The sequence below is a fragment of the Sulfitobacter sp. 1A15106 genome, from assembly GCF_043556995.1.
Classification (GTDB): Bacteria; Pseudomonadota; Alphaproteobacteria; order Rhodobacterales; family Rhodobacteraceae; genus Sulfitobacter; species Sulfitobacter faviae.
The window spans coordinates 19504-43391 of sequence record NZ_JBIFFM010000012.1 but is presented as its reverse complement, the minus strand read 5'-3'; the positions used below and the strand labels follow the sequence as shown (position 1 = coordinate 43391).

The window sequence follows — 23888 nt, the reverse complement described above, 5'->3', positions numbered from 1 at the left end:
TGTCCGCTTGGCTGACATGCATGGGCGTCCTCAACTATGGCCCTTCAGGTCACCTCCGTCAGCGCGTCGATCACAGGGCATTCAGGGACATCGTCACCGGTGCATTGCGCCACGGTGGAAGACAGCACGCGTTCGATGCGTTTGAGATCGTCGATCTTGGCGCGGACCGAGGCGAGATGCGAATTTGCCAGACCCTGCACCTCGCCGCAGGTCTGGGCACCGCCATCGACCAAGGCGAGCAGATCGCGGACTTCGTCGAGCGTGAACCCAAGCTCGCGCGCGCGCATGATGAAGCACAAGCGCGCGACATGCCGATCATCGTAGACGCGATAGTTTTTGCTGGAGCGCGGCGGCTCGGGCATAACGCCGATGTTCTCGTAGTAGCGAATGGTCTCGAGATTGCAGCCGGTCAGCCTGGCCAGATCTCCGCGCCTGAGGACCTTCACCGATCTGTGACGATTTTTCACGTTTGACCCTCTTGAGCCTGTACCTGCTACAGACCCTAGATTGAGATCATCACTGAGGCAAGGATGATTCGAACCATGACTGAAACCACATCCGCCGACCGGCAGACGGCAATGGACGAAACAGGGGCTGCCGACAAAAAGGCATGGACGACAACCTGGCTCGGCGCGCTTGGCGCGCTGGCGATGACCTCATGCTGCATCCTGCCGCTGGTGCTGGTCAGCTTCGGCGTTACCGGCGTTTTCATTGCGCAGCTGGGCGTTCTCTACCAGTACAAATGGATCACCTTCGCGCTGAGTGCCGCCTGCATCGGCTATGGATTCTACAAGGCCTACCGTCCGATCCCGACTGAGGCCTGCGCGGATGGCACCTGCGCGCGCCCCATGAACCGGAAACTCATGCGATCCATTCTTTGGATTGCCACCGCCATCGTCACCGTCGCGATGATCTTTCCCTATCTCACCCCATACCTTCTGTCCTACTGAAAGGCCGAACCCATGAAGTCACTCCATCTTGCCCTTGCGGTCGTTGGCACTCTCGCAGCTTCCCCCGCCAGCGCCGCCGAACAGCGCATCAATATCGGGGTAGGCGAACTGACATGCCCGACCTGCTCCTACACGGTGGCGGCGGCCATGCGGGGCGTTCCCTCGGTCGAGATCATCGACTTCATGGAAGGAGAGGAATTCGGCACCGGCACCTACATCGTCGCCTTTGATGACGAGGCCGCCGATCAGGACATGATCGTCGAAGCAATCCGCGCCACCGGCTATTCGGCGGACATCGTCGAGTCCGGCGATTTCTGATCGCATTCACCGACCCGCACTCGGAGCTGGAGACAGCATGACAGACATGAACAATAACAATGAACCCACGACCCTTTTGCGGCGCGGCCTCATCGGCAGCGTATTTGCGGCGATCTGTTGCTTCACGCCGTTCCTGGTGCTGATCGTCGCCGGGGTCGGACTTTCTGCCGTTGTTGGTTGGCTCGACTACGCGCTTTTCCCGATGCTCTTCGCCTCGCTGAGTGCGGTTGCATATGCCCTGTGGCAGCAAGCCGGCAGACCAGGGCACAGTCCGAAAGCCCTTCTCATCGGCTTGGCGGTTGTTCTTTCGGCTCTGCTGTTCTGGCTGGAGTTCCGCTTTGCTCTGCGGATCTCGGTTGCCGCCGCTTTGGCGGTGGCGGGATATGCGCTCTGGCTCAGAAAATCAGGCAGTTCAGCAGTGAGCCGGATCAAGAGAAACTGGCACAAGGAAAGGAACAGGTATGACCAAGACCTATGACCTCATCGTGATCGGCGGCGGCACCGCTGGAAATGGCGTCGCCCGGATGGCCGCGGATGCAGGCTGGAGCGTCGCCAGCATCGACAGCGAACCCCATGGCGGCACCTGCGCCCTGCGCGGCTGCGACCCCAAGAAAATGCTGGTCGCGGTCACCGAGGGTGTCGAATGGGCCGAAAACATGGAAGGCAAGGGGCTGGAGGCGCAACCTTCGGTCAACTGGCCCGACATGATCGCCTTCAAGCGCAGCTTCACCGAAGCTATGCCACCGCGCATCGAAGCCGGGTTGGAAAAAGCGGGGATCGACGTCTTGCATGGGCTGGCACGGTTCACCGGCCCCAATACGATCGAGTTGAACGGCGAGACCCTGACCGCGAAGCATTTTCATATCGCCACCGGCGCGCGGCCGATGACGCTGAACATCCCGGGCGAAGAGCATCTGACCACCAGCACCGAATTCCTGGAACTGCCTGAGCGACCGAACCGCATCGCCTTTGTCGGCGGCGGCTTCATCGCCATGGAATTCGCCCATATTGTCAAGCGGGCGGGCGCGCGCGAAGTGACAGTGCTGGAGATGATGGACCGCCCCTTGGGTCCTTTCGATCCCGACTTGGTCGCAATGCTGGTTGAGGCAACCGAAGAGCTCGGCGTCGATCTCCGCACCAAGGCGAAGGTGGCGAAGATCGAAAAGCAGGGCGACGAATTCACCGTCACGGTGGAAACTCCCGACGGCACCGAAACGATCACTTGCGATCTGGTGGTGCATGGCACGGGCCGGGTGCCCAATATCGATCGCCTTAACCTTGAGGCCGCCGGCGTCGAATACTCACGCCGTGGCATCAAGGTGAGCGACGCGATGCGCACCACCAATCCGGCGATCTTCGCCGCGGGCGACTGCGCTGCCAGTGGGCCCAAGCTGACCCCGGTGTCCGCCTTCGAAGGGCGTGTGGCAGGCAAGAACCTGCTGGCTGGAGAAGACGAGCGTACCGTGGATTATCCGCCGATCCCGTCGGTAGTCTTCACCCTCCCGATGGTGGCCACCGTGGGCTTGTCGGAAGCGGTGGCCAGGGAACAGGGGCTGAAGTTCGACACCCATTTCGAAAAGACAGGGGACTGGTATTCGTCGCTGCGCGTCGGCGCGAAACATACCGGATTCAAGGTTCTTGTCGAAGAGGGCAGCGGACAGATCCTCGGCGCGCATCTGATCGGGCCGGGCTCCGAGGAGCAGATCAATCTTTTCGCCATGGCCATGGGTGCCGGGCAGACCGCCAACCAGATCAAGGCCATGATTTTCGCCTATCCGAGCTATGCCTCCGACATCGGTTCGATGGTGTGATTCAAAATTATTGATCGGGGCCGTGTCGCGATACCGATCGCAAGCTAAGGAAGAACCAATGGACCAAACTGTAACGAAAGACGATTGCTGCACTGCCAGTGAAACCCGCGATGACAACTACGATCTCATTGTCGTTGGTGCCGGCTCGGCCGGGTTTTCTGCCTCGATCACGGCAGCCGATGCCGGAAAGCGCGTGGCGCTTATCGGGCACGGCACCACCGGCGGCACCTGTGTGAATGTCGGCTGCGTGCCGTCCAAGGCGATGATCCGCGCCGCAGAGGCGGTGCATGGCGGCGCGTCGGCCGCCCGGTTCCCGGGCGTCGAGCCCTGTGATCATGCGGTGGATTGGGGTGCCGTAGTGCAAGGCACCACCGATCTGGTCGAGGAGATGCGGCACAAGAAATATATAGACCTGCTGCCCGCCTATAAAAGCGTTACCTATATCGAGGATGGCCCGGCGCGATTGGTCGAGGGTGGCGTCGCTGTTGGAGGACGGGTGATATCCGCCCCGCGCGTCCTGATCGCCACCGGCTCGCGCCCCCACCTGCCAGCGATCGAGGGGATCGACACAGTGGAGCCCCTCGATTCCACCGATCTATTGACTTTGCCTGACCGGCCCGAAAGCATCTTGGTGCTGGGCGGCGGCTATATCGGCTGCGAGCTGGCGCAAATGGCTTCAAGGCTGGGGGTGAAGGTCACGCTAGTGACCCGCTCGCGCCTCCTGCCGGGCGCCGAACCGGAGGTGGCCCAGGCGCTGACGCAAGCGCTGAAGGCCGAAGACATCGCGGTCGAGACCGGTCTTGCTTACGTCTCGGTCGCGAAAGCTGCGGGCGGCGTCAATCTGATTGTCGAACGGGGTGGCAAGACCGAGGATCTGACCGCCGAACGGCTGGTTGTGACCACCGGCCGGATCGCCAATTCCGAGAACCTTGGATTGGAAGAGCTTGGCATCGAGACCGACGCACGCGGCTCTATCAAGGTCGGTCAGGACATGGCGACCACGCGTGCCGGCGTCTGGGCCGCGGGCGATGTCACTGACCGTGACCAGTTCGTCTACATGGCGGCCTATGGTGCCAAGGTGGCGATCAACAATGCCCTTGGATTGGAGCAGATGCGCTATGACAACGCGGCGATGCCGTGGGTCGTGTTTACCGACCCGCAAGTGGCCGGCGTCGGCCTTTCGGAGGTTGAGGCCAAGGCGGCGGGGCACAAGGTCAAAACCAGTGTGATCACGCTCGACAACGTGCCCCGCGCCGTCGCTGCACGCGATACCCGCGGCGTGATTAAGCTGGTGGCCGACGCGAAGACCGACCGCCTGCTGGGCGGTCAGATCGCAGCACCGGAGGGGTCGGACACGATTCAGACACTGGCAATGGCGCTGATATTCGGCATGACCGCACGGGCGCTCGGAGAGACGATCTTTCCTTATTTGACCACGGTCGAAGGGCTGAAACTCGCCGCACAAACCTTCGACAAGGATGTAGCCAAACTCAGCTGCTGCGCGGGGTGAAAAGACGAGAAATTCCGGCGACACCGACTCATAAGCAGCGCTCATTGTGAACCAGCGCGTACAAAGCCACAAAGTGCTTGTGGCGGTCAGCATTCTCTCGGCATGGAGGCTGACGGCGGTAACGGATAATCACATATTAGAGCCAGCAGTGCACATCCCACGTTCTGTCATTAGGTTGGTTATTGTGGCGGGGTTCATAAACAGACCGATCTCATCAAGATGGAAAGTGATCGGGAGTTGCCGAGAACGTCGCTGGGTCAACAATTGGTCATTACATTAGCCCTGTCTATTTGATCGCCCGCAATACAAAGAAAGAATCGCCATGAATACAGTTGATACTGATTCTCGCACAACAGGTTCACTACCCGCATTCAACGCCCGAACTTTAGGGTTAATGTTCGTCGCAGGTTTCTTTGCGACCGTCGCGTTCGATCTGTTGGGTCAGATCATCAGCCCGGGCTTGGGCTTTTCGCGGTTGTCACCGCACGGGCTAGCGAGGAGCTTACTCGGCAGCCTTGGTCTGCCGAACGGTGATTTCGCAGGATATTTCGTACATTTTTATCTTGTTGGCCTGATTGGCTATCCCGTCGGTTGGTTGTTCGTCTTTAGACCAATTTGGCACCGTATCGCGGGGCAGACGAACTGGTTTTTGCCCTCGGCGATTTATGGGTTCGGCCTGTGGGTGTTGGCCATCGGGGGCACTACTTCTGTCGCAGATCTTCCCTTCTTTCTGAATTTCACCGGCATTGCCTGGGTAGCGCTGGTGGGTCATATGCTCGGGACCGGGATCATGAAAAAGCGTGGCACGCTACAATTTCCGGGCCAGAGACCAGTCACTATGGATGAGAAATCACCGTCATTTGCCGGTAGCTCTATTGCAGGAAATGCAATTCTTGTTGACGGTGATCGTTGGACCCACTCCTGATGTGAGCCAAGCGAAAGAACCATCAGCTTTCGTCCGGAAACCTTCAATAGGAAGCGAAAACCGTGCGTATAGTCGAACTCGGTTCCGGATCATCCGAGTTGCTGGGCTGTGTCCACGACAGGTAAACCCCTTCATTCGTTCGCGCCGTGCGCGGGAAGTTGACCGAACCTGCGCCGTTGTTTCGCGCAATCAGTTGCAGGTCCTTACACTGCTGACCGGTTGTGATCTGGCAAGCAAGGATCACCTCGCTCTCATTTGCCCATTCGACCCACGTCACGAACGCAGTCTGAGGGTCCAGCATGAGAATATCGACCCGACCGGCGGGAATCCCGAGGCTGACTTTCGCCGGATCGCCAAAATTTCTGCCACCATCGGAAGAGAACGCAACCTTGACTTCCGGCTTGTCATTTGCAGCCGTGAACCAGGCCACGGCGGCTGTTTGACCGGCGGTCGCGATGGCGGGGCCATTGACCGGGCAGCCGGAGATTTCCCAGCCGTCATTGTGGACGTTTGTTGGTTCTGACCACATGCCGCCTTGGTGTCTTACGACAGATATATCCCTGATTTCCGCATCTGTTCTGTCGCGGTATGCGACAAGGACGGTGCCATCGTCCAGCGATGCGGCGGACGTCTGGCAGCATGAACAGGTCTGCGCATCGACAAGAACATCATCGGTTCGCGTACCTTCGGGCGTGATCCGGGTTGCGCGCAACTGCATTGCATCCGGGTAGTTGCTGGCTGCGCTGGTGAAAAGCGGCTTGTCATATGCGCGTCCGTCAAGCCAGACAGACATCAAGGAACCGTCTTCGAGCGGCTGGAGCGTGACAAAACCGTGTTGGCTAACCGACCGATCATCATGTGGCGTTATCGGTGCGCTCCATGTCAGGCCCTCATCCGGCGAAAGAGAGATCTTGACGTCATAGGCATAGTCGTTTTTGGAATTTTCCCACAGCCAGTGAGCCGCAAAGGTACCGTCATCAAGCGCAACAACGGACGGAAAATCGGCCCAGTTCACGAAGAGTTCGTCGGACACGGTAACAGTGCGGGCCGCGCTCCATTCTGCGTCTTCAAGGACCGACAATTTTACCGCAAACCCGGCAGGGTGTGGTTCGGTCCAACCCAGCAGGACCCGATCATCCTGCAGTGCGAACAGGGTGGGTTCCTGCGCATTGTTCCCGACCGGTGGGTCTAGGTCGGCGAACTCCAATGGCTCGGCAAGGACCATGCCCGCCGTCATGCCCATGAACAGATGGGCCACAATCACGCCAGAATGGATTTTTGATGGCATTGCGCACCTTTCCGATTATCAGACCAGCGTCATTCACAACCTGAGCATAGGCAAATTTTGGCGAGTGCCATGTAAACTTTTGTATGACGGGCCTGTGCTTGTTGTTAAGAGCGATATCCCGTTGTGGCACAGCTTCGCGTCAACGGTTGGCGCAACCACCGCTCCGACCTCAGCTGACTTGCATCCAGGTCGCCATGCCATCAGCCTGATGGCTCAGCATATGGCAGTGCAGCATCCACGCGCCGGGATTGTCGAGTACGCACACAATCGTCATCGTCTCGCCCGGCGCTACGAGGGTCGTGTCGCGAAGGTGGGTTCGCGCACCATTCTGATCGGTTTCCCAGAAATGGTGGCCATGCAGGTGGATACCGTGCGGAAAAGCAGTGTCGTTCACCATCCGCACCTGCACTGCTTCATCACGTCTTGCCGAAATCAGCGGTTTGTTCGGCAGACCGCTCACGTCGTTGAAGGCCCAGCCCCCGAACCCGCCGTGCGCGCCGTCCCCGGCACCGCCTTGCATGAAGAGATCTGCCGTTTGCGTGATCTCTCCGGGCGCGGGCACGAGGTTCGCGGGGAGGGGAGCTATCGGCGCAGACCGGATTTGTCGCTGACCGTTCAACATAATGCCCCCCAGTTCCTCGCCACCCGAAGGCACGGTTTCTCTTAGGATCACATCACCCGTCACATCTGCGATGATGTCGATGCGCTGCGCCGGTGCGAGTTTTAGATTGCCCAGCGAAACCAGCTCGGGCAGCGGCATCCCGTCATAGGCCACACAAAAGCCCGTCAGCCCGTCGATACGTATCTCGAAAATGCGATCCGGTGTCGGATTGATCAGACGCAACCGGATGTGATCCCCCAGCCGCGCCTGCTCAGACGACAGGAAGGTGGTCATCAAGTTCCCCAGCCTACCTGCTGTTATGAAATCAGCGCGGTCGAATTCCATGTCGAACTGGCCGGTGTCATCAAGCCGAATGTCGAAGAGGATGGCCGTGATGTCCTGATCCACGTCTGGCGGGGCAGGTTCTTCGACGATCAGGGGCCGAACAGTCCGCGGGCGACCTGTTCGTAGGAAAGGTAGTGGGAGTGATACCAGTAGGTTCCGGCATCGGGAACCGGAAACCGGAAACCGGTACTCGTAACCCTCATTCGGGATGATGACATCCTGTGTCAGCACGTTTACGCCGTCCATCGCGTTGGGCAACCGAATGCCATGCCAGTGTACGAGGGTCCCGTCCTCCAGCCCGTTTTCCACCCGCGCCCGCAGAATATCGTTCTGGCGCTGTCTGATTTCGGGGCCGGGACAGGTGCCATTGAATCCAAGCATTGCAATGTCCCGCGACCCGATCCGGGTGAAGGCCGGGCGTCAGGGTGACAGGCACCGAAGCCGCACTCAGGGGCAGGGGGAGCGTGGCTGCGCCAAGCGCAACCATCATCTGAAGACGCTTAAGCATGGGTTTCCGTGTATTCCGTTTCTGGGGCCTGCAACCCACATCCCCCACCGTTGCGGAAGGGCGTCCCGGCGAGATATATTGATACATTGCAGATCGGCGCCCAGGTTTGGCGGAATACCGGAGAGCACCTAACGTATCTGCAGGTCCTGAATGGCCGCAAGGATCTTTCCGTCGGTATCATCGCTGTCGGCTGTCACCGCAAGACCGACCAGAACCTTTGGCATGTCCCCGAACGCACGCACGAAATCGCGATCCAGGTTCACATTCTCGGTGAAGTTGCCGGTTTGCGCCGTTTGCAGAATTTTCGATTTGAGACCCGTCGAGTAGGGGCTGTTCAGCAATGCGCCTTTCGCATGATTGCCACCCCAGACATAAACCAGCGCCCGCGTATTGGGATCACGCAGCAATTTGCGCGCCGTTGTTCGGCCAAGCGTGCTTGCGGTCTGCGGATCGACGAATATGAAGTACAAAGCAAGATTGCGATCATCGCCGCCGCGCCGTGTGAGGTCGGTTCCCTTAACACCCTGCGTGACGGACCATTCCCACATTGCTGCCTTTGCGGTGCCAAGGGCTGCGCTGACCGGACGCCAGAGAACCGAAACCGTGCCATCGGAAATCACGTCCAGCCGCCGACCTTGCAGGCCGTACTCGTTCGAAAAGAGCCGCAAGAGGCCCTGTTCTTTCCAGCTTCCATCGAATGGAATTGTCTTTCCTTGCGCATAGAGGGGCGGGGCCTTTGCAGCTAATGCAACAAAAGCGATGAAAAGTGTCGCTGCGAGGGACCGTATAAACATCTGAACTCCTTTTGCGATGCCGCTGGTCCTGCTTTGATCCCGGTTATCACCATTATGTGCCGTCATGATCCGTTGAATTGTGCCGGGCGCGCGCAACTTCAATGAACATATCCGTGATCATAGATGTGGTTGCGCAATGGTCGTTGCAGGACGCGGGAGCGAATTCAGATCATGGAGCGCGACCTTGATCGGCTGATTTCCCGCGACGGACGGATCCAGTAGGCGGCGGAGCTTCCAACCGTTACAAACAAGTACAAAACTCATGGGATACAAGCGCCTGAACACATGGACGCGGGTGCCGATGTGCGTCATCTCTGGTTCAACGGAACCGACTCCCGCACGCAAGGATGGCACATTCACCACAGCGCTTTGGGCTGGGGACAACAGGGTTGAACGCGCCAACGTCCGTTGCGGGAAACAAAATGTGGCCTTGTGTGAAACAGGCAAAGGTAACAAAGAATGCTGACTTCGATTATCCAATTTCCTGACATCGGAACAGAGATTTTTGCCGTTGATATCGGATCGTTCCGCTTTGCCCTGCGTTGGTATGCGCTGGCCTATATTGTTGGCCTCCTTATCGGCTGGCGCATCTGTGTCGCATTGGTCCGCTCTTCGTCAGTCTGGGGGGCCGGGGCGCCGCCGCTGCAACCCAAGCAACTGGAAGACCTGCTGACATGGATCATTCTGGGCGTGATCGTGGGGGGCAGGCTGGGGTTCGTGCTTTTCTATCAACCTCAGTACTATTTTCAGAACCCCGTCGAAATCTTCATGGTCTGGCAGGGTGGTATGTCATTTCATGGCGGCTTTTTCGGCGTGGTCGTGGCCACCTTGCTTTTTTGCTATCGCAACGGCGCACCCGTTCTATCAACGGCGGATCTGCTCGCTGTTGCAACACCACCGGGTCTTTTCCTCGGTCGGCTGGCCAACTTCACCAATAACGAGCTTTGGGGCCGTCCGACCGATGTGCCCTGGGCGGTGGCATTCCCCGGCGAGGCGGCCCAGTCCTGTGCGGGCGTCGTGGGCCTGTGTGGCCGCCATCCGTCCCAGCTTTATGAGGCTCTTCTGGAGGGTATCCTGCTTGGCTCGGTCCTGATCTTTCTGGCCTGGAAACGCGGTTGGCTGCGCTTTCCCGGAAGCCTTACTGGCCTGTTCCTGGCGGGATACGGAAGCGCAAGGTTCCTTGTCGAGTTCTTCCGGCAGCCTGATATGCAGTTCGTCACGCAGGACAACCCGATTGGACATGCGGTTCATTGGGCGGGCTATGGGCTGACAATGGGCCAACTGCTGTCGTTGCCGATGATTATCCTTGGCGCGGCCCTGATCGTATGGTCCCGCAGGCGTGTGACGGTTAATTCTGCGGATCTGGTGTCGACATCAGATTCTTTGTGAATATCCGAGCGTAGTGTTGGCGAAGTGACCATTGCGGCCTGGGTCCGCATATGAGCCTTGGGCGCGTGCTCAATGATGCGGCTTGCGTCCTTTCGCAATCATCAGATGGTGCTCTTGATGATGTACACCGATTGTCATCAGACCAAAGAAACCAAGGCCCTGTATTTGTTCACCATCGCCACCCACGATCAGTGCGACACCATCCTCCATTTCTTCTGACGCAACACTCCAGCCTGTTTCACCGGCAAGGAACGGTGCATGGGCGGGAACCATTGTGTTGATGGCCGACAGGACACGCGGGCTGCCACGCACTTCGAACCGTGCCCCGTCGGGCCGCAGAATGCGGGTGACCTCTGCCTTTCGTGTCAAAAGGTCCATATCGACCAGATGGTCCCTCAGTTTGTCGATATTGACGGCGCCCCAATCGGTTTCGGGATCGGCCTGGAGCAGCACAACTATTTCGGCCAATGCGGCGAAGGCGGACTGGCCGGTTTCCTGGGGCGTCGGACGCGTGACCCATGGATGAATGCATTTGTTGCGGCGTAACGGGTGTCGCAAGCAAGACAGCGAAGAGAACGGGTATCAGTCGCATGGACCAGCCTTTCCTGAGTGTATTCGGATTCAGCCTAGTACCTGATCGGACCCTGAAATATGATTTGGATCATATGATGCCTGAACCCTATAATCTCATACCGCCCTCCGCCTTGCGTCCGCTGACGAGGGCCGCAGGGGATACGGTCTTTCGTCAGGGCGCGCGGACCTGCGGCCTTTATGTTGTTAAGTGCGGGCGCGTTCATCTTGAGCGTGTCGGCCCGGATGGCGAACGATTTATCATCTACCGTGCCGAGCCCGGGATGAGCCTTGCCGAAGCATCGGTGTTTTCGGATAGATACCACTGCGATGCGGTCGTGGCGGAGGCTGGGGCGTTTGTACAGATCGACAAAGCGGCGGTCTTGTCTGCCTTTGCAGATCCGGATTTTGCACGCGCCTATGCGCGGCAAGCGGCACAGCAGATACAAGCGCAACGTCAGGCGCTTGAGATCGTAGGCATCCGCCGCGCAGAAGAACGGGTCTATGCCGGTATGGTGGCGGGCCTGCTTGAAAGCTCCGTTGTCGATTTTGCCAGCGCGCTGCACCTTTCGCACGAGGCCACCTATCGGGCCTTGCGAAAGCTTGTGAATGATGGCCGGATCGCAAATCCGACCCGGGGAACGTATCATTTGCGCCCCTGAATGGATCAGCCGGACCATGCCCGGTTCGAGATAACAAAAGGTGCGGTAGCAAAGCTTGGCGGGTATTTCGCTTGCCCGATAACAATGAGAATTGCTGCCCGCGACGATGACCTGTTTTCAAAGATCGCCGTTATGCCCTGTCTTACTGCTCGCCGCTGAAAGGTCGATTGCCTCAGCGCCGCTTTCGTCGAAGCACCGTGTTTCGATCTGCAGGGTTGCGAAAAAGAACCCGAAGTCCTTACGCAGCATGTCGTAGGCGGTTTGCAGGACCTCTTCTTGATCTGTGACACGCAGATGCGCGGAGAAGACATGCTTGCCACTTGTCAGCGCCCAGGCATGAATATGGTGAACATCGGAAACCTCGTGCAGTTCTTCAAGGGTACGTTTGATTTCAGGCAGACTCACTTCGGGAGGCGTGCCTTCCATCAAAAGATGCGCCGCTTCTTTCAGCAATCCCCAGCTCGCCCATAGCAGGACAAACCCGAACGCCATGCCAAGCAGCGGGTCGATCAGCAGAAACCCGGTGAATTCGATTGCGAGGGCGGTCACGATGATCAACAGACTGCCAACAAAGGTCTGGATGATATGCCAGAACGCTCCCTTCGTGTTCAGATCTTCCTTGCTTTGCTTCCAGATCAGCGCAAGCGAAATGAACTCCGTAAAGAGCCCCCCGGCAGCCGCAATCAGCATCGGACCCGTTGGAAGATCAATTGGCGCAGACATGCGCATGGCAGCCATCGCGATGACAACAACCGCCATGGCCAGCAAGAAGCCGCCATTCACAAGGGCGCCGATGATTTCGGCGCGCGCCCAGCCAAAGCTCCGCTCTTCATCCGCCGGACGCAACGCCATACGCGCCGCGACAATGGCGACCAGCACACCGCCCACGGCCGAAAAGGTATGGAACGCGTCGGAGATGACCGCGATTGACCCTGTCCATAGGCCAATCGCCAGTTCAATCACAAAATAGATGCCGGTCAACTAGGCTGATATCGCCAGCCCCTTGCCGCCGGACGGCATATGCCCCTGATGTCCGCCTGCCATCATCTATCTCCTTAGTTTGCGACTAAAGCCGTACCCGTCGCAGCCGCAGTGCATTGCTAATGACGGAGACCGAAGACAGGCTCATCGCGGCGGCGGCGATCATCGGCGACAGAAGAAGGCCGAAAAACGGGTAGAGAATACCAGCCGCGATGGGCACACCTGCGGTATTGTAGGCGAAGGCAAAAAACAGGTTCTGCTTGATGTTTCGCACCGTTGCCTTTGCCAATCGGCGCGCACGCACGATGCCGACAAGATCACCACCCAGAAGGGTGATGCCTGCGCTTTCCACGGCAACGTCGGCACCGGTGCCCATCGCAATGCCCACATCAGCCGCCGCCAGGGCAGGGGCATCGTTCACGCCGTCTCCTGCCATGGCGATCCGGGCCCCTTCTTGTCTGAGGGAGTCCACCAATGCCTTCTTGTCTTCGGGCAAGACGCCTGCGTGGACTTCATCAATACCCAGCTTTGCGGCGACGGCTTCGGCGGTTTTCTGATTGTCACCGGTTGCCATTATGACCCTGAGACCGAGGCGATGAAGGTCATCGATGGCGTCTGCCGTGGACTCCTTGATGGGATCGGCAACAGCGACAATGCCGGCAAAAGTGCCATCTATCGCCACAAGCATTGCTGTCTTTCCAGATTCACGAAGGTCGTCCGCAGCAAATTCCGCAATCGAAGCGTCAACGTTGATCTCTGCCATCATGGCGGGATTCCCAAGTGCCACGACCTGGCCATCGACCATGCCTTTCACGCCCTTGCCAGTCACGGCTTCGAATTCCGTTGCGTTCGGAAGCGTCAGCCCCCGTGCCAGCGCACCCTCGACTATTGCTTCGGCCAGCGGATGTTCGGAGCCCCGTTCGAGGGCCGCAGCCATTGTCAGCAGGTCATTTTCAGCCTTGTCCCCCGTGGGCACCACGTCTGTCAGCTTGGGGCGCCCTTCGGTGAGTGTTCCGGTCTTGTCAACGATGACGGTATCGACACGCGCCATGCGTTCCAGTGCTTCGGCGTCTTTGATCAGAACGCCAGCCTGTGCCCCGCGGCCCGCCGCCGTTGTGATCGAAATGGGCGTCGCAAGGCCCAAGGCACAGGGGCAAGCAATGATAAGAACGGATACGGCTGCAGTAACAGCGAAGGCGAGCGCGGGATCGGGCCCTAAGAACAGCCAGACAACGAAGGATATGATCGCAATGACGACAACCGTCGGAACAAAGACGGACGATACCCGGTCCGCCAGACCCTGAATCGGCGCGCGCGACCGCTTTGCACCTGCCACCATGTCCACGATCTGGGACAGGACCGTGTCCGCACCGACCTGTGTGGCCCGGATCGCCAATGTGCCGTTCTTGTTGATCGTGCCGCCTGTGACCCGGTCGCCTTGTGTTTTCTCGACCGGCAACGGCTCTCCGGTGATCATACTTTCGTCGATAGATGAATGCCCTTCGAGGACCTCGGCATCGACGGGTATGCTGTCGCCGGGGCGTACCCGCAACCTGTCACCCTCAACAATGTGTTCGAGAGGTGCGTCATATTCCGTCCCGTCCGGCAGGATCCGCCGCGCCGTTTTTGGTGCGAGATCGAGCAATGCACGGATGGCATCACCCGTCCGTTCGCGGGCGCGCAACTCGAGCACCTGACCGACAAAGATCAGCGCAACGATCACAACCGCAGCTTCGTAATATGTCCCGACGCTTTGGCCGTTTCGATACGCTTCGGGGAAAATGCCGGGCAGGAATGTTGCGGCAAGCGAATAGATATAGGCAGCCCCGACGCCAAGCGCGATCAGGGTCCACATGTTCGGCGATATATTCCTGATCGATTCCCACCCCCTTTTGAAGAAGGGAAGAGCCGCCCAGAGAATGATCGGGGTTGCGAGGACGAATTCGATGTAGACAGCCGTCTGATGTCCGATCCATTCCCGCACAGGTAGGCCGACCAGTTCACCCATCGTCAGGATAACCAGCGGAACGGCGGCTGCCGCGCTGATCCACATGCGTGTTGTGAAATCGGACAACTCTTCTGACGGCTCGTCCGATGGAAGCATCGGTTCAAGCGCCATGCCGCAGATCGGACAGGACCCGGGCTCATCCTTCAGGATTTGCGGATGCATCGGGCAGGTCCATTGCGTACCGGCCTCGCCATGTGCTGGTGTCTTTTGGGCGTTTCCCGACGCATAGTAAAATGGGTCTTTGCCAAACTTGGTTTCGCAGTTTTCCGAGCAGAAATGAAAGACCTCTCCATCATACTCGGCACTGCGCGTGTCTTCGTCTATCTCGACGGTCATGCCGCACACCGGGTCGGTCGCTGTATCTGGGTCTGATGCGGTCGAGGTGCGCGTCATGTCGTGATGATGTTCTTGGTCCGTGGCCATCTTCTAATTCCCGTTTTCAAGACAATTGAACACATAACCCTTCCAGTTACTGGAGGGTCAAGACTCTTCCGACAACGCTGCGTATGAATTTTATGGGCCTTCGCGATGCGCGAAGCTCCTGTCAGCCCAGGGTCAGTATCATGTCTTCCGAAACGGACATCGTGGGAATATGCAGGTTCTCCGGTGCCGGACCCTTTCGAATGCGTCCTGCTGTATCATAATGGGAGCCATGACAGGGACAGAACCAACCACCAAAATCGCCGGCTCCGTCACCAAGTGGTACACATCCCAGATGCGTGCAAACGCCTATCATGACCAAGAAATTCTCATTTCCCGCCACTGCCCTGTTTGCATCGGTGGCCAGGTCATCTCCGGATATGTTGGGATTTCTGGCGACGGTATCAGGAAGGGAAAGCACATCTTCCGAACGGGCCTGCGCGATTTCCGCGTCGGTCCTGTGCCGGATGAACACCGGCTTGCCGAGAAAACTGACAGTCAATTGCGTTCCGGGTTCCACACCGGAGATATCGACGCGGATCTGGGACAGCGCGCGGACATCGGCGGATGGGTTCATCTGATTGAGCAATGGCCAGACCGCAGCCCCTACGGCAACCGCGCCCGTTCCGGCGGTGGCGTAGTACAGAAAATCCCGGCGGAGTTGTGGTGTTTGTGTATCCATAGCGATTCACGGTCGCAGCTTCCTGTGGGGGAAGGTCAATGGTAAAGTAGGCAATCACGGTTTTCATTTTTGCTGACATACTCAGACTTAGGAAGCGTTGGTTGACCGATTTGTTCGCCAGAGCGCTGCGACCAGCAACGGTGCGGCAGTCATCAATCCAAGACCGATGATGATCCACTCAGCAGTGCCGAAATCTCCCGACATGGCCTCTGCTCCGAAATGCGCGAGCAGGAAACTGGCTGGAAGAATGCCTGCTAGAGTTGCGATCAGGAACCGCCAAAGGCGCAGGCGGCTGAGACCGGCAGCGTAGCTCATTGCGTCAAACGAGATGAAGGGCAAGAGGCGAGACGCGAACACCGTCAACATCAACAGATTTTGAGAGCCCAATAACCCGAAACCGGCCTTATCCCCAAGCCAGCGCTCAACGTGGTCGCGCCCGATATAGCGGGCGATGATGAATGCCACGAGTGCACCCAGTTCCGACCCGATGGCGACATAGACAGCTCCGGCAACATGACCATACGCCGCGCCTGCCACCAGTGCGACCGGTGCACTTGGAATGGGGCTTGCCACGATCGAAACCATCATGAGCACGATGATGAGCAACGGTCCCAAAGCGCCGGCCCGCTCTATCCAGACCTCGATAGTCTCGCGGGCTATCGCCGGGCCATATCCCATTGCCCATATGGCTATCAAAAGTACGCCAAGCGCAACCACCAACCATAGCCCAACCCGATGCAGGCGCGGTTTGCTAAGCGGCATGGAGCACCAAAAGAAAGAGAGCTGCGAAGACAATTGGCCTTTGCTCGGGCAAGATGAAATGCATAGGCGCAGAGATGACGATCAACAGCCCGCCGGCGAGGGTCAGCCGCTTGATGTGCAATTCGGTTTTCATCTCAAACCTCTATCGAGGAATAGGATTCCCCTAAAGGTTCCTGTCAGCGGAGGGTAAAGGGATTTCTGCGCTAAGCAACACTGAATTGCCCCATCATGCCGCCGTCTTCGTGTTCCAGAATGTGGCAGTGATACATGTAGGGCGCAGCCGCTGAGGCAGGTTTTTCGAATTTCATCGCAAGCTCCACTTCACCATCCACCAGTACCGTATCCTTCCAACCCCTGTTCTCTGCACGCGGTGCCGTACCGTTTTCCGACAGGACCTGAAACCGGACGCCGTGAACATGGAACGGGTGCATCATCATGGCCCCACGCACAATCCAACGCTCGATGCTGTTGAGTTTGGTGGAAAAATTGAGCGTTCCCGAATCGTATGACGCGCCGTTGATCGAAAATCGGTTACCGGACCGCGAGAACATCATCCCCATGCCCATCGACATATCCAGTGACAGACGTCGGACTGGCGCGTCCTTGACCGCAAGATCAGGCAACTGCCCGTCCAGAGAGCCGGGCAGGGCGTCGATGCGAACCGGAAGGGTTGTGTCGACAGCGAAAGGCAGCACGGTGAATGGACTGCCGGAACCGCCGCCGCCCATCATTCCGCCCATGGCCGAATTAATGATATCGTCGGACTTCAAAACACTGTCCCGCCCGCTTGTGAAATCCACAAGCACTTCTGCGCGCTCTCCTGGTGCAAGGGTCAGGCGGTTCAGCGCAATCGGTCGATCCAGAAATCCGGCATCTGTCGCGATGAGATGAAGCGACCGGCTGTCAGACATGGACAGGCGGTAAACCCGCGCATTCGAGCCGTTGACGACACGGCACCGCACGATCCCCTTCGGAACCGCTGCCGACGCGCCGATTTGACCGTTCACAACCATTGTGTCGCCCTGAAACCCGTTCATGGACTGGTGCATGCCGGGATCGTATTTCAGGCGTCCGCGCCAGTTGAACTGACGGTCCTGCAATACAAGGGTCAGATCATCGACCCCGTAGGCGGATGGCAATCCACGGGCGTCATCCGCGTCATCCGTCACCTGCAGAACACCCGCCAGCCCCAGCATGACCTGCCGTGCCGTCGCGCCGTGAATGTGGCTGTGATACCAGGCCGTTGCCGGGGGCTGGTCAAGGTCCAGCACCGGCTTCCAGGTGTCTCCCGGTGCGATGGCCTGATGTGGTCCGCCATCGAACTCACCGGCAACAACCAACCCGTGCCAATGCGCCGACATCGGCTCGCCAAGCGTGTTGTGCACCTCTGCCCGTGTCTCGACCCCGGCCTGCACCCGGATCGTCGGGCCAAGGTATCCCTGGTTGTAGCCGAACGTTTCGCTGGCGGCACCGTCGTCAAAACGGGTCTCGCCCGTGCGGGCTTCCAGCTGAAAAAGCCGGGATGTCGTCGCATCGAGAAGGGGAGGATACGCGAGCCTCTTGTCCGATGCCGCGAATGCAGCCGATGGCAGGGCAAATGCAGCCCCAAAGCCTGCGGCATGGCCCAACAGTTCTCGACGGTTCAACAGTTTCACTTCAACTCAATTCCTCTGGCAGCGCCGCCAGAGCCATATCGACACTGACGACCGGATAACCGCCCGCGATCCAGCCCGGTCCGGCGGCAGAACCGAGCATGCCTTCGGATACGTCAAGAAAGCCGCTGTAGCCAGCCTGCCGAAGACTTCGCATGACGCGGCCAGACCGCCCGCCTGTCGCACAGATGAGCGCGACAGGCTGCCCTTCGGCCCGTTCCCGGGCGGCAAAAAGCCGCTCGGCGAAACGGTCCTCATGCAGGCTGATGGGCCAGGTACCGTCGGCAACGCCGGTGTCGGTCCATTCCGGTCGCGACCGAACGTCGATCATCCGGATCAGGTCCTGTTGCAGCGCATCTGCTGCCATGTCCGCCGACCAGACCTCGGCGGTCTGGGCGACAGCCGAGAAAGGTGCAACGGAACTGGCCAACATCGCAAGGCTTGCGCCGCGGCGCGTCAGAAAGAAGGCCATAATTTGCCCCCATCAAGCTGAGTGCCGCAGGCTTGACCCTTATTCGCTGTCATGATGACCTTCCATGTCCGTTCCGGTGGAAGTACCGTTCATTTTGCTCATCCGTGTACCGGCATCTTCCATCTCGTCCTGAGAGATCTGGCCGTTACCGTCCGCATCGAGATGCTGAAAGCGATCTACCATGCGCGCGCGCATTGCGTCCATATGCAAGGCTTCGAACTCGTCAAGTGTCAACGCTCCATCGGAATTCGCATCGAACTCCCGCATTTTTTCGGACATCTGCGCGGCCATTTCATGAGGCTGTCCACCGGACATCATTGTCGACATCATGTCCCGATCCATCATTCCCATCATGTTGCCCTGGCCACCCATCATAGCGGCATGCATCTTCATCATTTTTCGCATCATCGGCATCATGTCCCCGCCCATCATGCCCATCTGATTGTCGCCATCGCCCATCGCCATGCCGGACATATTCCCGCTGTCAGGCTTGCTGTCGGCAGCCCCGTCGGATTCCGCAAATGCTGTTTGCGCCATGCCAACCGCGATCACCACGCCAAGCGCAATAATTTCTTGTTTTTTCATTTCTCATTCCTTTCAGACTTACCCTAGATACATTGGCGTTATAGCGCTTTGATTAAAGGCCAAGCGCGGGCCGTTTTGTAATCATTTGTCACAGCATCCTGTTACAAACGGTGACAAAGCAACCACTCACAGTTCGCCGGACGATTTGCTAGACAGACGTCGATCCAGTGAATTCATTGAAGAGGCTGATGATCCTTTGACACCTGAAATCGGTCATTTCGCGCTGGCACTGGCCTTGGCCATGGCGCTTGTTCAAAGTGTGCTGCCCATCCTCGGTGCGGGGCGCGGAAACATCCTGTGGATGCAGTCTGCCAGATGGTCCTCGTTCGGTCAGGTTTTCTTTGTCGGCATCGCGTTTCTGGCGCTGATGCAAGCCTTCGTCACAAGCGACTTCACGGTCAAGAACGTGGTGGAGAATTCCAATTCACTCAAACCGATGCTGTTCAAGGTGGCAGGCACCTGGGGCAGTCACGAAGGATCCCTGTTGCTGTGGACCCTTATCCTGACGGTGTTTGGTGCGGCGGTCGCCCTCTTCGGATCGAACATTCCTCTGTCGCTGAAGGCAAGAACGCTGTCGGTGCAGGCCTGGATCAGTGTCGGTTTCCTGACTTTCATGCTGCTGACGTCCAATCCCTTCGACCGCGTTTTCCCTCCGGCAGACGACGGTCAGGACCTCAACCCATTATTGCAGGATGTCGGTCTCGCCATGCACCCGCCGCTTCTCTACTTCGGGTATGTCGGGTTCTCGATTGTCTTTTCGTTCGCGGTTGCCGCCCTGATCGAAGGGCGGGTGGACGCGGCCTGGGCACGGTGGGTACGTCCGTGGACGCTGGCTGCCTGGATGAGCCTGACCGCAGGCATCGCGCTGGGATCCTGGTGGGCCTATTATGAGCTTGGCTGGGGCGGCTGGTGGTTCTGGGATCCCGTTGAGAACGTCAGTTTCATGCCATGGCTGATGGGCACGGCACTGCTGCATTCCGCAATCGTGACGGAGAAACGGGATGCGTTCAAAAGCTGGACAATCCTTCTGGCGATCCTGACTTTTTCCCTATCGCTCTTGGGCACGTTCATTGTCCGATCGGGCCTGCTGACCTCTGTGCATGCATTCGCGGTCGACCCGGAAAGGGGACTTTATATCCTTGGATTGCTGGCCGTTTCGATCGGCGGTTCCCTTGCTCTGTTTGCCTGGCGCGCGCCGACAATGGAGCCCGGCGGCCTGTTTAAGCCGATCAGCCGGGAAGCGGGGCTATTGGTGAACAACCTGCTGCTGGCCACGGCCACCGGCATTGTGCTGTTCGGCACCTTGTACCCGCTCTTCTACGAAGCCGCGACGGGCGGTGAAAAACTGTCGGTGGGGCCGCCCTTCTTCAATGCGTCCTTTATTCCCGTGATGCTGCCGCTCGTCTTTGCGATGGGGCTGGGGCCTTACCTGTCCTGGAAACGTGCCGATCTGGCGGGCGTTCTGCAGCGGTTGCGTTTCGTGGTCGTTCTGGCCGTGCTCGCGACATTGGTGACCTGGTATCTCGCCGAGGGCGGTCCGGTGTTGGGGTATCTGTCGCTGATGCTTGCATTCTGGCTGTTTTTCTCAACCCTGCGGGAATGGGCGATGCGCATAAAGCTGTTTGAGGCACCGTTCCCGGAATCGGTGCGCCGTGCACGCAACCTGCCCAGATCCTCTCATGGGATGACACTGGCTCATGCGGGGCTCGCGATGGCGATGTTCGGATTTATCGGCTCGACGGTCTGGAAATCCGAGGAAATCATCTTTGTCCGGCCCGGTACAGAGGTCAGCATTGGTGGGTTCGATGTCACCTTTGAGGGGGCCGAACGTGTGCGTGGGCCAAATTACTTCGCGGATCGTGGCACGCTTCGTGTGGCCCGGGAGGGGAACTATGTCACCGATCTCTTCCCGGAGCGGCGTACCTATCCGGTCGCGCAAACCACCACCACAGAGAGCGCCATCAGATCGACAATGGCCGGTGATCTCTATGCGTCCATCGCAAATCCGGCCGCCGAGGACGAGAGCACGCAAGGGGCTTGGACCCTGCGCATCCTGTATGAACCTCTGGTCAACTTTATCTGGATCGGATCGGCGATGCTTGTGCTTGGTGGGGGTCTTTCGCTGTCTGACCGGCGGTTGCGCGTCGGGGCACCCCGTCGCAAGGCGACAGCGCCCGCAGCACTTCCTGCGGAGTAGGCATGGGACGTATACTGGCATTCATTCCGCTGGCAATCGCGGCCATTTTCGGGGGGTTTTTTCTGTGGGGCTTGAACCCGGACCGGGACCCGAACAACATTCCTTCGGTTCTGATCTCGCAGCCGGCACCCGAATTCGATCTGGCCGCTGTCGACGGGTTGGAGACGCCAGGGCTTTCCCGCGCCGATCTGGTCGGGAACCCGCGACCGGTCATCGTGAACGTGTTTGCCTCGTGGTGCGTGCCCTGCCGGGCCGAACACGGGGTTCTGACCCAGATGGTCGAAAAGGACGGGCTGACGTTGTTCGGGATCAATTACAAGGACAAGCCGGAGGATGCGACTAAATGGCTTGCTGAGCTTGGCAATCCCTACGAAAGGATCGGGTCTGATCTGAGCGGCAGAGTGGGGATTGAATGGGGCCTTTCGGGCGTACCTGAAACATTCATTGTCGGCTCTGACGGGACGGTGTTGTTCAGATATGTCGGCCCCGTCGTGGGCGAAACGGCGATTTCCACATTCAGGGAAGCATTGATCCAGGCTGGCGCGTTAGCAAGGGGCCAGAACGGATGAGGTATATCGCATTTGCTTTCCTCCTGCTGCTTCCGGTGACGGCCTTGGCGGTCGAGCCAGACGAGATGTTGCAGGATCCTGTACTGGAGCAACGCGCCCGTGAAATATCACGGGAACTGCGCTGCGTTGTCTGCCAGAATCAGGACATCGACAGCTCCAACGCCGGGGTTGCGCGGGACCTGCGCATACTGGTGCGCGAAAGGCTTGTTGCCGGTGACAGCGACAAGGAGGTCATCGCGTACATCCACGCCCGGTATGGCGATTATGTCCTGATGCGCCCGCCCCTGAATCGCGCCACTCTCGCGCTCTGGATGGCGCCCTTCGTGTTTGCGCTTGTTTCGCTGCTTGTCGGCTGGACCGTCATTTCGAGAAGCCGGCGCAGGGCTGCCGCAACGGGATTTTCCGATGACGAAAAAGCGGAAATTGCGCGTTTCATTGAAGAGAACGCTTCAAAGGACGGTTCATGATCTGGTTGGTTTTCGCCCTGTTATCCGTTGTAGGTCTGCTTTTCATGGGCCTGCCGCTGCGCCATCGGTCGTCGCGGACACCCGTCCCGGCTGACGCCACGGATGCGGTCCTCATGGATCAGTTGGATGAGGTTCGGCGGGATCTTGAGCGCGGTGTCATTTCCGACACCGAGGCCACGGCGGCGGAGCAGGAGATCAAGAGACGGATCCTCGTGCAGTCGCGCCGGTCCGTTCTGTCAGATGGGAAACCGGCGGCAGGGGGCCGCTTGATGGTCGTTCTGAGCGCAGTGTTCGTGCCGGTCTTCGCTTTTGGATATTACTCCGCAATGGGCTCGCCAGAGATCCCAGGTGTCGCCTTTGCCGAACGTGCCACTGAACGGCAGGAAGCGGCGGAAATCGCCGAATTGACAGATCGTCTGTACGTCCGGCTCAGTTCAGACCCCGAAGGCGGGCCTTCGGAAGGCTGGATGCTGCTGGGGCAAACCTATTCGAAAATGGGCCGGTATGCGGATGCAGCCGATGCATATAGAGTTGTCGCACAACGACCGGAGGCCGATTCCGCCGTCTTCTCCATGTTGGCCGAGGTTCTGATCTACGCAGAGCAAGGTGTGGTGACACCTGAAGCGGACACCGCGATTGATCGGGCGTACGAACTGGATCCTTCCAATCCCGGTGCTGCCTTTTTCAAGGCAGTCTCGCTCGAGCAGAAGGGCGATGAGGCTCGGGCTCACGAAACGCTGGTGGCCCGGCTGGACGATGCGGATAGGTTTTTCCCGTGGATGGAAAGCTTTGTTGGCGAAGCCAACCGGATTGGCGCGAAGATCGGCAAGGCTCCGATCTCGCTGGCCGACTATGCCCCGAAGACCAGTGCGTCCGGCCCGACACAGGAAGACATCGAAAACGCGCAGGACATGAGTGTGGAGGAACGACAGGATTTCATCCGCTCGATGGTCGAACGGCTGGCCACGCGGCTGGAAGATGAGCCTGACGATCTTGATGGATGGATGCGGCTTGGCAATGCCTATTCGGTTCTGGGTGATACCGCGCCGGCAATCGCGGCGTTTGAACACGCTGAAATCCTGTTGTCGGAGGTGCCGGGAGATGACCCGCGCCGTCAAGCCGTGCAAAGCGCGTTGGAACGGTTGCGCCCGTAGTGGCGTGGGCGACCGTCGCTGTGCAGGTGAATGTGAGGCAGGATCAAGGTTTGGCGCTTAATCGAAAGCCCATCCGGTCCGGCCGTCGTCACAGACTATTTCGTGGGTAGTACCTTCAGACTGACCGACCAAGCGACATCCTACGGGAAGCATGACGTCGTGTGCCGCATCCCGTGTCACGGAAGGGGGCTCAAGTGGGCAAAGCTTGCCCGAGGCCGACTGGGCACAACCGCCGAGGGCCAGAATACCTGCAATCGGAATTCCGATT

At 58.7% G+C, this 23888-nt stretch carries 26 protein-coding genes and 1 pseudogene; 12 read left to right on the top strand and 15 right to left on the bottom strand.

The window, feature by feature from the left end; genetic code table 11:
• Nucleotides 1-44: 44 nt before the first annotated feature.
• The gene (locus ACGYKA_RS17045; protein ID WP_037953553.1) at nt 45-446 is read right to left on the bottom strand and encodes a helix-turn-helix domain-containing protein; all 402 of its coding nucleotides are present in this window, start codon (nt 444-446) and stop codon (nt 45-47) included.
• Nucleotides 447-542: 96 nt separating this feature from the next.
• Here ACGYKA_RS17045 and ACGYKA_RS17040 point away from each other — a divergent pair, with 96 nt between their 5' ends.
• The 6 genes from ACGYKA_RS17040 to ACGYKA_RS17015 all read left to right on the top strand — a co-directional run bounded on the left by ACGYKA_RS17040 (nt 543) and on the right by ACGYKA_RS17015 (nt 5514).
• Nucleotides 543-950, top strand: coding sequence for a mercuric transporter MerT family protein (locus ACGYKA_RS17040; protein ID WP_009824452.1), 408 nt, complete (start codon nt 543-545; stop codon nt 948-950).
• 12 nt (nt 951-962) lie between these two features.
• Nucleotides 963-1268 carry a heavy-metal-associated domain-containing protein gene (locus ACGYKA_RS17035; protein ID WP_048535538.1) on the top strand — a complete coding sequence of 102 codons (306 nt, stop codon included), beginning with the start codon at nt 963-965 and terminating at the stop codon, nt 1266-1268.
• A gap of 37 nt (nt 1269-1305) precedes the next feature.
• The gene (merF, locus tag ACGYKA_RS17030; RefSeq protein ID WP_081285561.1) at nt 1306-1746 is read left to right on the top strand and encodes a mercury resistance system transport protein MerF; all 441 of its coding nucleotides are present in this window, start codon (nt 1306-1308) and stop codon (nt 1744-1746) included.
• Nucleotides 1730-3079, top strand: a complete 1350-nt coding sequence (locus tag ACGYKA_RS17025) for an NAD(P)/FAD-dependent oxidoreductase (protein ID WP_050672455.1) — start codon at nt 1730-1732, stop codon at nt 3077-3079. The genes merF and ACGYKA_RS17025 overlap by 17 nt, the downstream gene beginning before the upstream one ends.
• A gap of 58 nt (nt 3080-3137) precedes the next feature.
• Entirely contained in the window at nt 3138-4589 is a 1452-nt protein-coding gene (merA, locus tag ACGYKA_RS17020; RefSeq protein ID WP_050672454.1) for a mercury(II) reductase, read from the top strand.
• Between the two features lie 322 nt (nt 4590-4911).
• On the top strand, nt 4912-5514 hold the full coding sequence (locus ACGYKA_RS17015) for a hypothetical protein (protein WP_227512168.1): 603 nt from the start codon (nt 4912-4914) through the stop codon (nt 5512-5514).
• Between the two features lie 43 nt (nt 5515-5557).
• Here ACGYKA_RS17015 and ACGYKA_RS17010 read toward each other — a convergent pair whose 3' ends face one another.
• The 5 genes and pseudogenes from ACGYKA_RS17010 to ACGYKA_RS16990 form a co-directional block, all read right to left on the bottom strand.
• Entirely contained in the window at nt 5558-6802 is a 1245-nt protein-coding gene (locus ACGYKA_RS17010) for a sialidase family protein (protein WP_050672453.1), read from the bottom strand.
• A gap of 169 nt (nt 6803-6971) precedes the next feature.
• The gene (locus ACGYKA_RS17005) at nt 6972-7748 is read right to left on the bottom strand and encodes a multicopper oxidase family protein (protein WP_306419542.1); all 777 of its coding nucleotides are present in this window, start codon (nt 7746-7748) and stop codon (nt 6972-6974) included.
• 89 nt (nt 7749-7837) lie between these two features.
• Nucleotides 7838-7951 carry a multicopper oxidase domain-containing protein gene (locus ACGYKA_RS17000; RefSeq protein WP_233152357.1) on the bottom strand — a complete coding sequence of 38 codons (114 nt, stop codon included), beginning with the start codon at nt 7949-7951 and terminating at the stop codon, nt 7838-7840.
• A 52-nt stretch (nt 7952-8003) separates the two neighbouring features.
• Nucleotides 8004-8129, bottom strand: a pseudogene (locus ACGYKA_RS16995) (multicopper oxidase domain-containing protein); the annotation flags it as partial.
• Nucleotides 8130-8384: 255 nt separating this feature from the next.
• Nucleotides 8385-9152 (bottom strand): DUF3047 domain-containing protein, encoded by a 768-nt coding sequence (locus ACGYKA_RS16990; protein WP_394439256.1) that lies wholly within the window; start codon nt 9150-9152, stop codon nt 8385-8387.
• Between the two features lie 357 nt (nt 9153-9509).
• Between ACGYKA_RS16990 and lgt the strand changes: the two genes are divergently transcribed.
• On the top strand, nt 9510-10439 hold the full coding sequence (lgt, locus tag ACGYKA_RS16985; RefSeq protein WP_050672452.1) for a prolipoprotein diacylglyceryl transferase: 930 nt from the start codon (nt 9510-9512) through the stop codon (nt 10437-10439).
• A gap of 69 nt (nt 10440-10508) precedes the next feature.
• Here lgt and ACGYKA_RS16980 read toward each other — a convergent pair whose 3' ends face one another.
• Nucleotides 10509-10892, bottom strand: a complete 384-nt coding sequence (locus ACGYKA_RS16980; RefSeq protein ID WP_009824461.1) for a hypothetical protein — start codon at nt 10890-10892, stop codon at nt 10509-10511.
• Nucleotides 10893-11029: 137 nt separating this feature from the next.
• Between ACGYKA_RS16980 and ACGYKA_RS16975 the strand changes: the two genes are divergently transcribed.
• Nucleotides 11030-11671, top strand: coding sequence for a Crp/Fnr family transcriptional regulator (locus ACGYKA_RS16975; RefSeq protein WP_108895363.1), 642 nt, complete (start codon nt 11030-11032; stop codon nt 11669-11671).
• 117 nt (nt 11672-11788) lie between these two features.
• Here the strand turns inward: ACGYKA_RS16975 and ACGYKA_RS16970 are convergent, their stop codons facing one another.
• The 8 genes from ACGYKA_RS16970 to ACGYKA_RS16935 all read right to left on the bottom strand — a co-directional run bounded on the left by ACGYKA_RS16970 (nt 11789) and on the right by ACGYKA_RS16935 (nt 19233).
• Nucleotides 11789-12652: a cation diffusion facilitator family transporter gene (locus ACGYKA_RS16970; RefSeq protein ID WP_227512169.1), complete on the bottom strand. Its 864-nt coding sequence runs from the start codon at nt 12650-12652 to the stop codon at nt 11789-11791.
• 85 nt (nt 12653-12737) lie between these two features.
• A complete protein-coding gene (locus tag ACGYKA_RS16965; protein WP_043847221.1) occupies nt 12738-15083 on the bottom strand; it encodes a heavy metal translocating P-type ATPase in 2346 nt (781 codons plus the stop codon).
• A 121-nt stretch (nt 15084-15204) separates the two neighbouring features.
• A complete protein-coding gene (gene petA / locus ACGYKA_RS16960) occupies nt 15205-15762 on the bottom strand; it encodes a ubiquinol-cytochrome c reductase iron-sulfur subunit (protein ID WP_009824465.1) in 558 nt (185 codons plus the stop codon).
• 87 nt (nt 15763-15849) lie between these two features.
• Nucleotides 15850-16524: a TVP38/TMEM64 family protein gene (locus ACGYKA_RS16955; protein ID WP_043847219.1), complete on the bottom strand. Its 675-nt coding sequence runs from the start codon at nt 16522-16524 to the stop codon at nt 15850-15852.
• Entirely contained in the window at nt 16514-16657 is a 144-nt protein-coding gene (locus ACGYKA_RS16950) for a hypothetical protein (protein ID WP_009824469.1), read from the bottom strand. Before ACGYKA_RS16950 ends, ACGYKA_RS16955 begins: the two co-directional genes overlap by 11 nt.
• A 70-nt stretch (nt 16658-16727) precedes the next feature.
• Complete coding sequence (locus ACGYKA_RS16945) at nt 16728-18179, bottom strand: multicopper oxidase family protein (RefSeq protein ID WP_043847217.1); 1452 nt, start codon at nt 18177-18179, stop codon at nt 16728-16730.
• A gap of 1 nt (nt 18180) precedes the next feature.
• The gene (locus ACGYKA_RS16940) at nt 18181-18648 is read right to left on the bottom strand and encodes a rhodanese-like domain-containing protein (RefSeq protein ID WP_088664277.1); all 468 of its coding nucleotides are present in this window, start codon (nt 18646-18648) and stop codon (nt 18181-18183) included.
• 39 nt (nt 18649-18687) lie between these two features.
• On the bottom strand, nt 18688-19233 hold the full coding sequence (locus ACGYKA_RS16935; RefSeq protein ID WP_043847211.1) for a calcium-binding protein: 546 nt from the start codon (nt 19231-19233) through the stop codon (nt 18688-18690).
• Nucleotides 19234-19429: 196 nt separating this feature from the next.
• Between ACGYKA_RS16935 and ACGYKA_RS16930 the strand changes: the two genes are divergently transcribed.
• Genes ACGYKA_RS16930 through ccmI form a run of 4 tightly spaced genes read left to right on the top strand, consistent with a single transcriptional unit; the run spans nt 19430 to nt 23620 of the window.
• Nucleotides 19430-21430 carry a heme lyase CcmF/NrfE family subunit gene (locus tag ACGYKA_RS16930; protein WP_043847210.1) on the top strand — a complete coding sequence of 667 codons (2001 nt, stop codon included), beginning with the start codon at nt 19430-19432 and terminating at the stop codon, nt 21428-21430.
• 2 nt (nt 21431-21432) lie between these two features.
• The gene (locus ACGYKA_RS16925; protein WP_009824474.1) at nt 21433-21999 is read left to right on the top strand and encodes a DsbE family thiol:disulfide interchange protein; all 567 of its coding nucleotides are present in this window, start codon (nt 21433-21435) and stop codon (nt 21997-21999) included.
• Complete coding sequence (locus tag ACGYKA_RS16920; protein ID WP_009824475.1) at nt 21996-22466, top strand: cytochrome c-type biogenesis protein; 471 nt, start codon at nt 21996-21998, stop codon at nt 22464-22466. The genes ACGYKA_RS16925 and ACGYKA_RS16920 overlap by 4 nt, the downstream gene beginning before the upstream one ends.
• Complete coding sequence (gene ccmI, locus ACGYKA_RS16915; protein ID WP_043847209.1) at nt 22463-23620, top strand: c-type cytochrome biogenesis protein CcmI; 1158 nt, start codon at nt 22463-22465, stop codon at nt 23618-23620. Before ACGYKA_RS16920 ends, ccmI begins: the two co-directional genes overlap by 4 nt.
• The last annotated feature ends 268 nt before the right edge of the window (nt 23621-23888 follow it).

Excerpts from the sequence above, each read along its gene's own strand:
- ACGYKA_RS17040 (WP_009824452.1), top strand. The coding sequence starts at position 543 with ATGACTGAAACCACATCCGCCGACCGGCAGACGGCAATGGACGAAACA.
- ACGYKA_RS17035 (WP_048535538.1), top strand. The coding sequence starts at position 963 with ATGAAGTCACTCCATCTTGCCCTTGCGGTCGTTGGCACTCTCGCAGCT.
- merF (WP_081285561.1), top strand. The coding sequence starts at position 1,306 with ATGACAGACATGAACAATAACAATGAACCCACGACCCTTTTGCGGCGC.
- ACGYKA_RS17025 (WP_050672455.1), top strand. The coding sequence starts at position 1,730 with ATGACCAAGACCTATGACCTCATCGTGATCGGCGGCGGCACCGCTGGA.
- merA (WP_050672454.1), top strand. The coding sequence starts at position 3,138 with ATGGACCAAACTGTAACGAAAGACGATTGCTGCACTGCCAGTGAAACC.
- ACGYKA_RS17015 (WP_227512168.1), top strand. The coding sequence starts at position 4,912 with ATGAATACAGTTGATACTGATTCTCGCACAACAGGTTCACTACCCGCA.
- ACGYKA_RS17010 (WP_050672453.1), bottom strand. The coding sequence starts at position 6,802 with ATGCCATCAAAAATCCATTCTGGCGTGATTGTGGCCCATCTGTTCATG.
- ACGYKA_RS17005 (WP_306419542.1), bottom strand. The coding sequence starts at position 7,748 with ATGGAATTCGACCGCGCTGATTTCATAACAGCAGGTAGGCTGGGGAAC.
- ACGYKA_RS17000 (WP_233152357.1), bottom strand. The coding sequence starts at position 7,951 with ATGAGGGTTACGAGTACCGGTTTCCGGTTTCCGGTTCCCGATGCCGGA.
- lgt (WP_050672452.1), top strand. The coding sequence starts at position 9,510 with ATGCTGACTTCGATTATCCAATTTCCTGACATCGGAACAGAGATTTTT.
- ACGYKA_RS16975 (WP_108895363.1), top strand. The coding sequence starts at position 11,030 with ATGGACCAGCCTTTCCTGAGTGTATTCGGATTCAGCCTAGTACCTGAT.
- ACGYKA_RS16965 (WP_043847221.1), bottom strand. The coding sequence starts at position 15,083 with ATGGCCACGGACCAAGAACATCATCACGACATGACGCGCACCTCGACC.
- petA (WP_009824465.1), bottom strand. The coding sequence starts at position 15,762 with ATGGATACACAAACACCACAACTCCGCCGGGATTTTCTGTACTACGCC.
- ACGYKA_RS16955 (WP_043847219.1), bottom strand. The coding sequence starts at position 16,524 with ATGCCGCTTAGCAAACCGCGCCTGCATCGGGTTGGGCTATGGTTGGTG.
- ACGYKA_RS16950 (WP_009824469.1), bottom strand. The coding sequence starts at position 16,657 with ATGAAAACCGAATTGCACATCAAGCGGCTGACCCTCGCCGGCGGGCTG.
- ACGYKA_RS16940 (WP_088664277.1), bottom strand. The coding sequence starts at position 18,648 with ATGGCCTTCTTTCTGACGCGCCGCGGCGCAAGCCTTGCGATGTTGGCC.
- ACGYKA_RS16935 (WP_043847211.1), bottom strand. The coding sequence starts at position 19,233 with ATGAAAAAACAAGAAATTATTGCGCTTGGCGTGGTGATCGCGGTTGGC.
- ACGYKA_RS16925 (WP_009824474.1), top strand. The coding sequence starts at position 21,433 with ATGGGACGTATACTGGCATTCATTCCGCTGGCAATCGCGGCCATTTTC.
- ACGYKA_RS16920 (WP_009824475.1), top strand. The coding sequence starts at position 21,996 with ATGAGGTATATCGCATTTGCTTTCCTCCTGCTGCTTCCGGTGACGGCC.
- ccmI (WP_043847209.1), top strand. The coding sequence starts at position 22,463 with ATGATCTGGTTGGTTTTCGCCCTGTTATCCGTTGTAGGTCTGCTTTTC.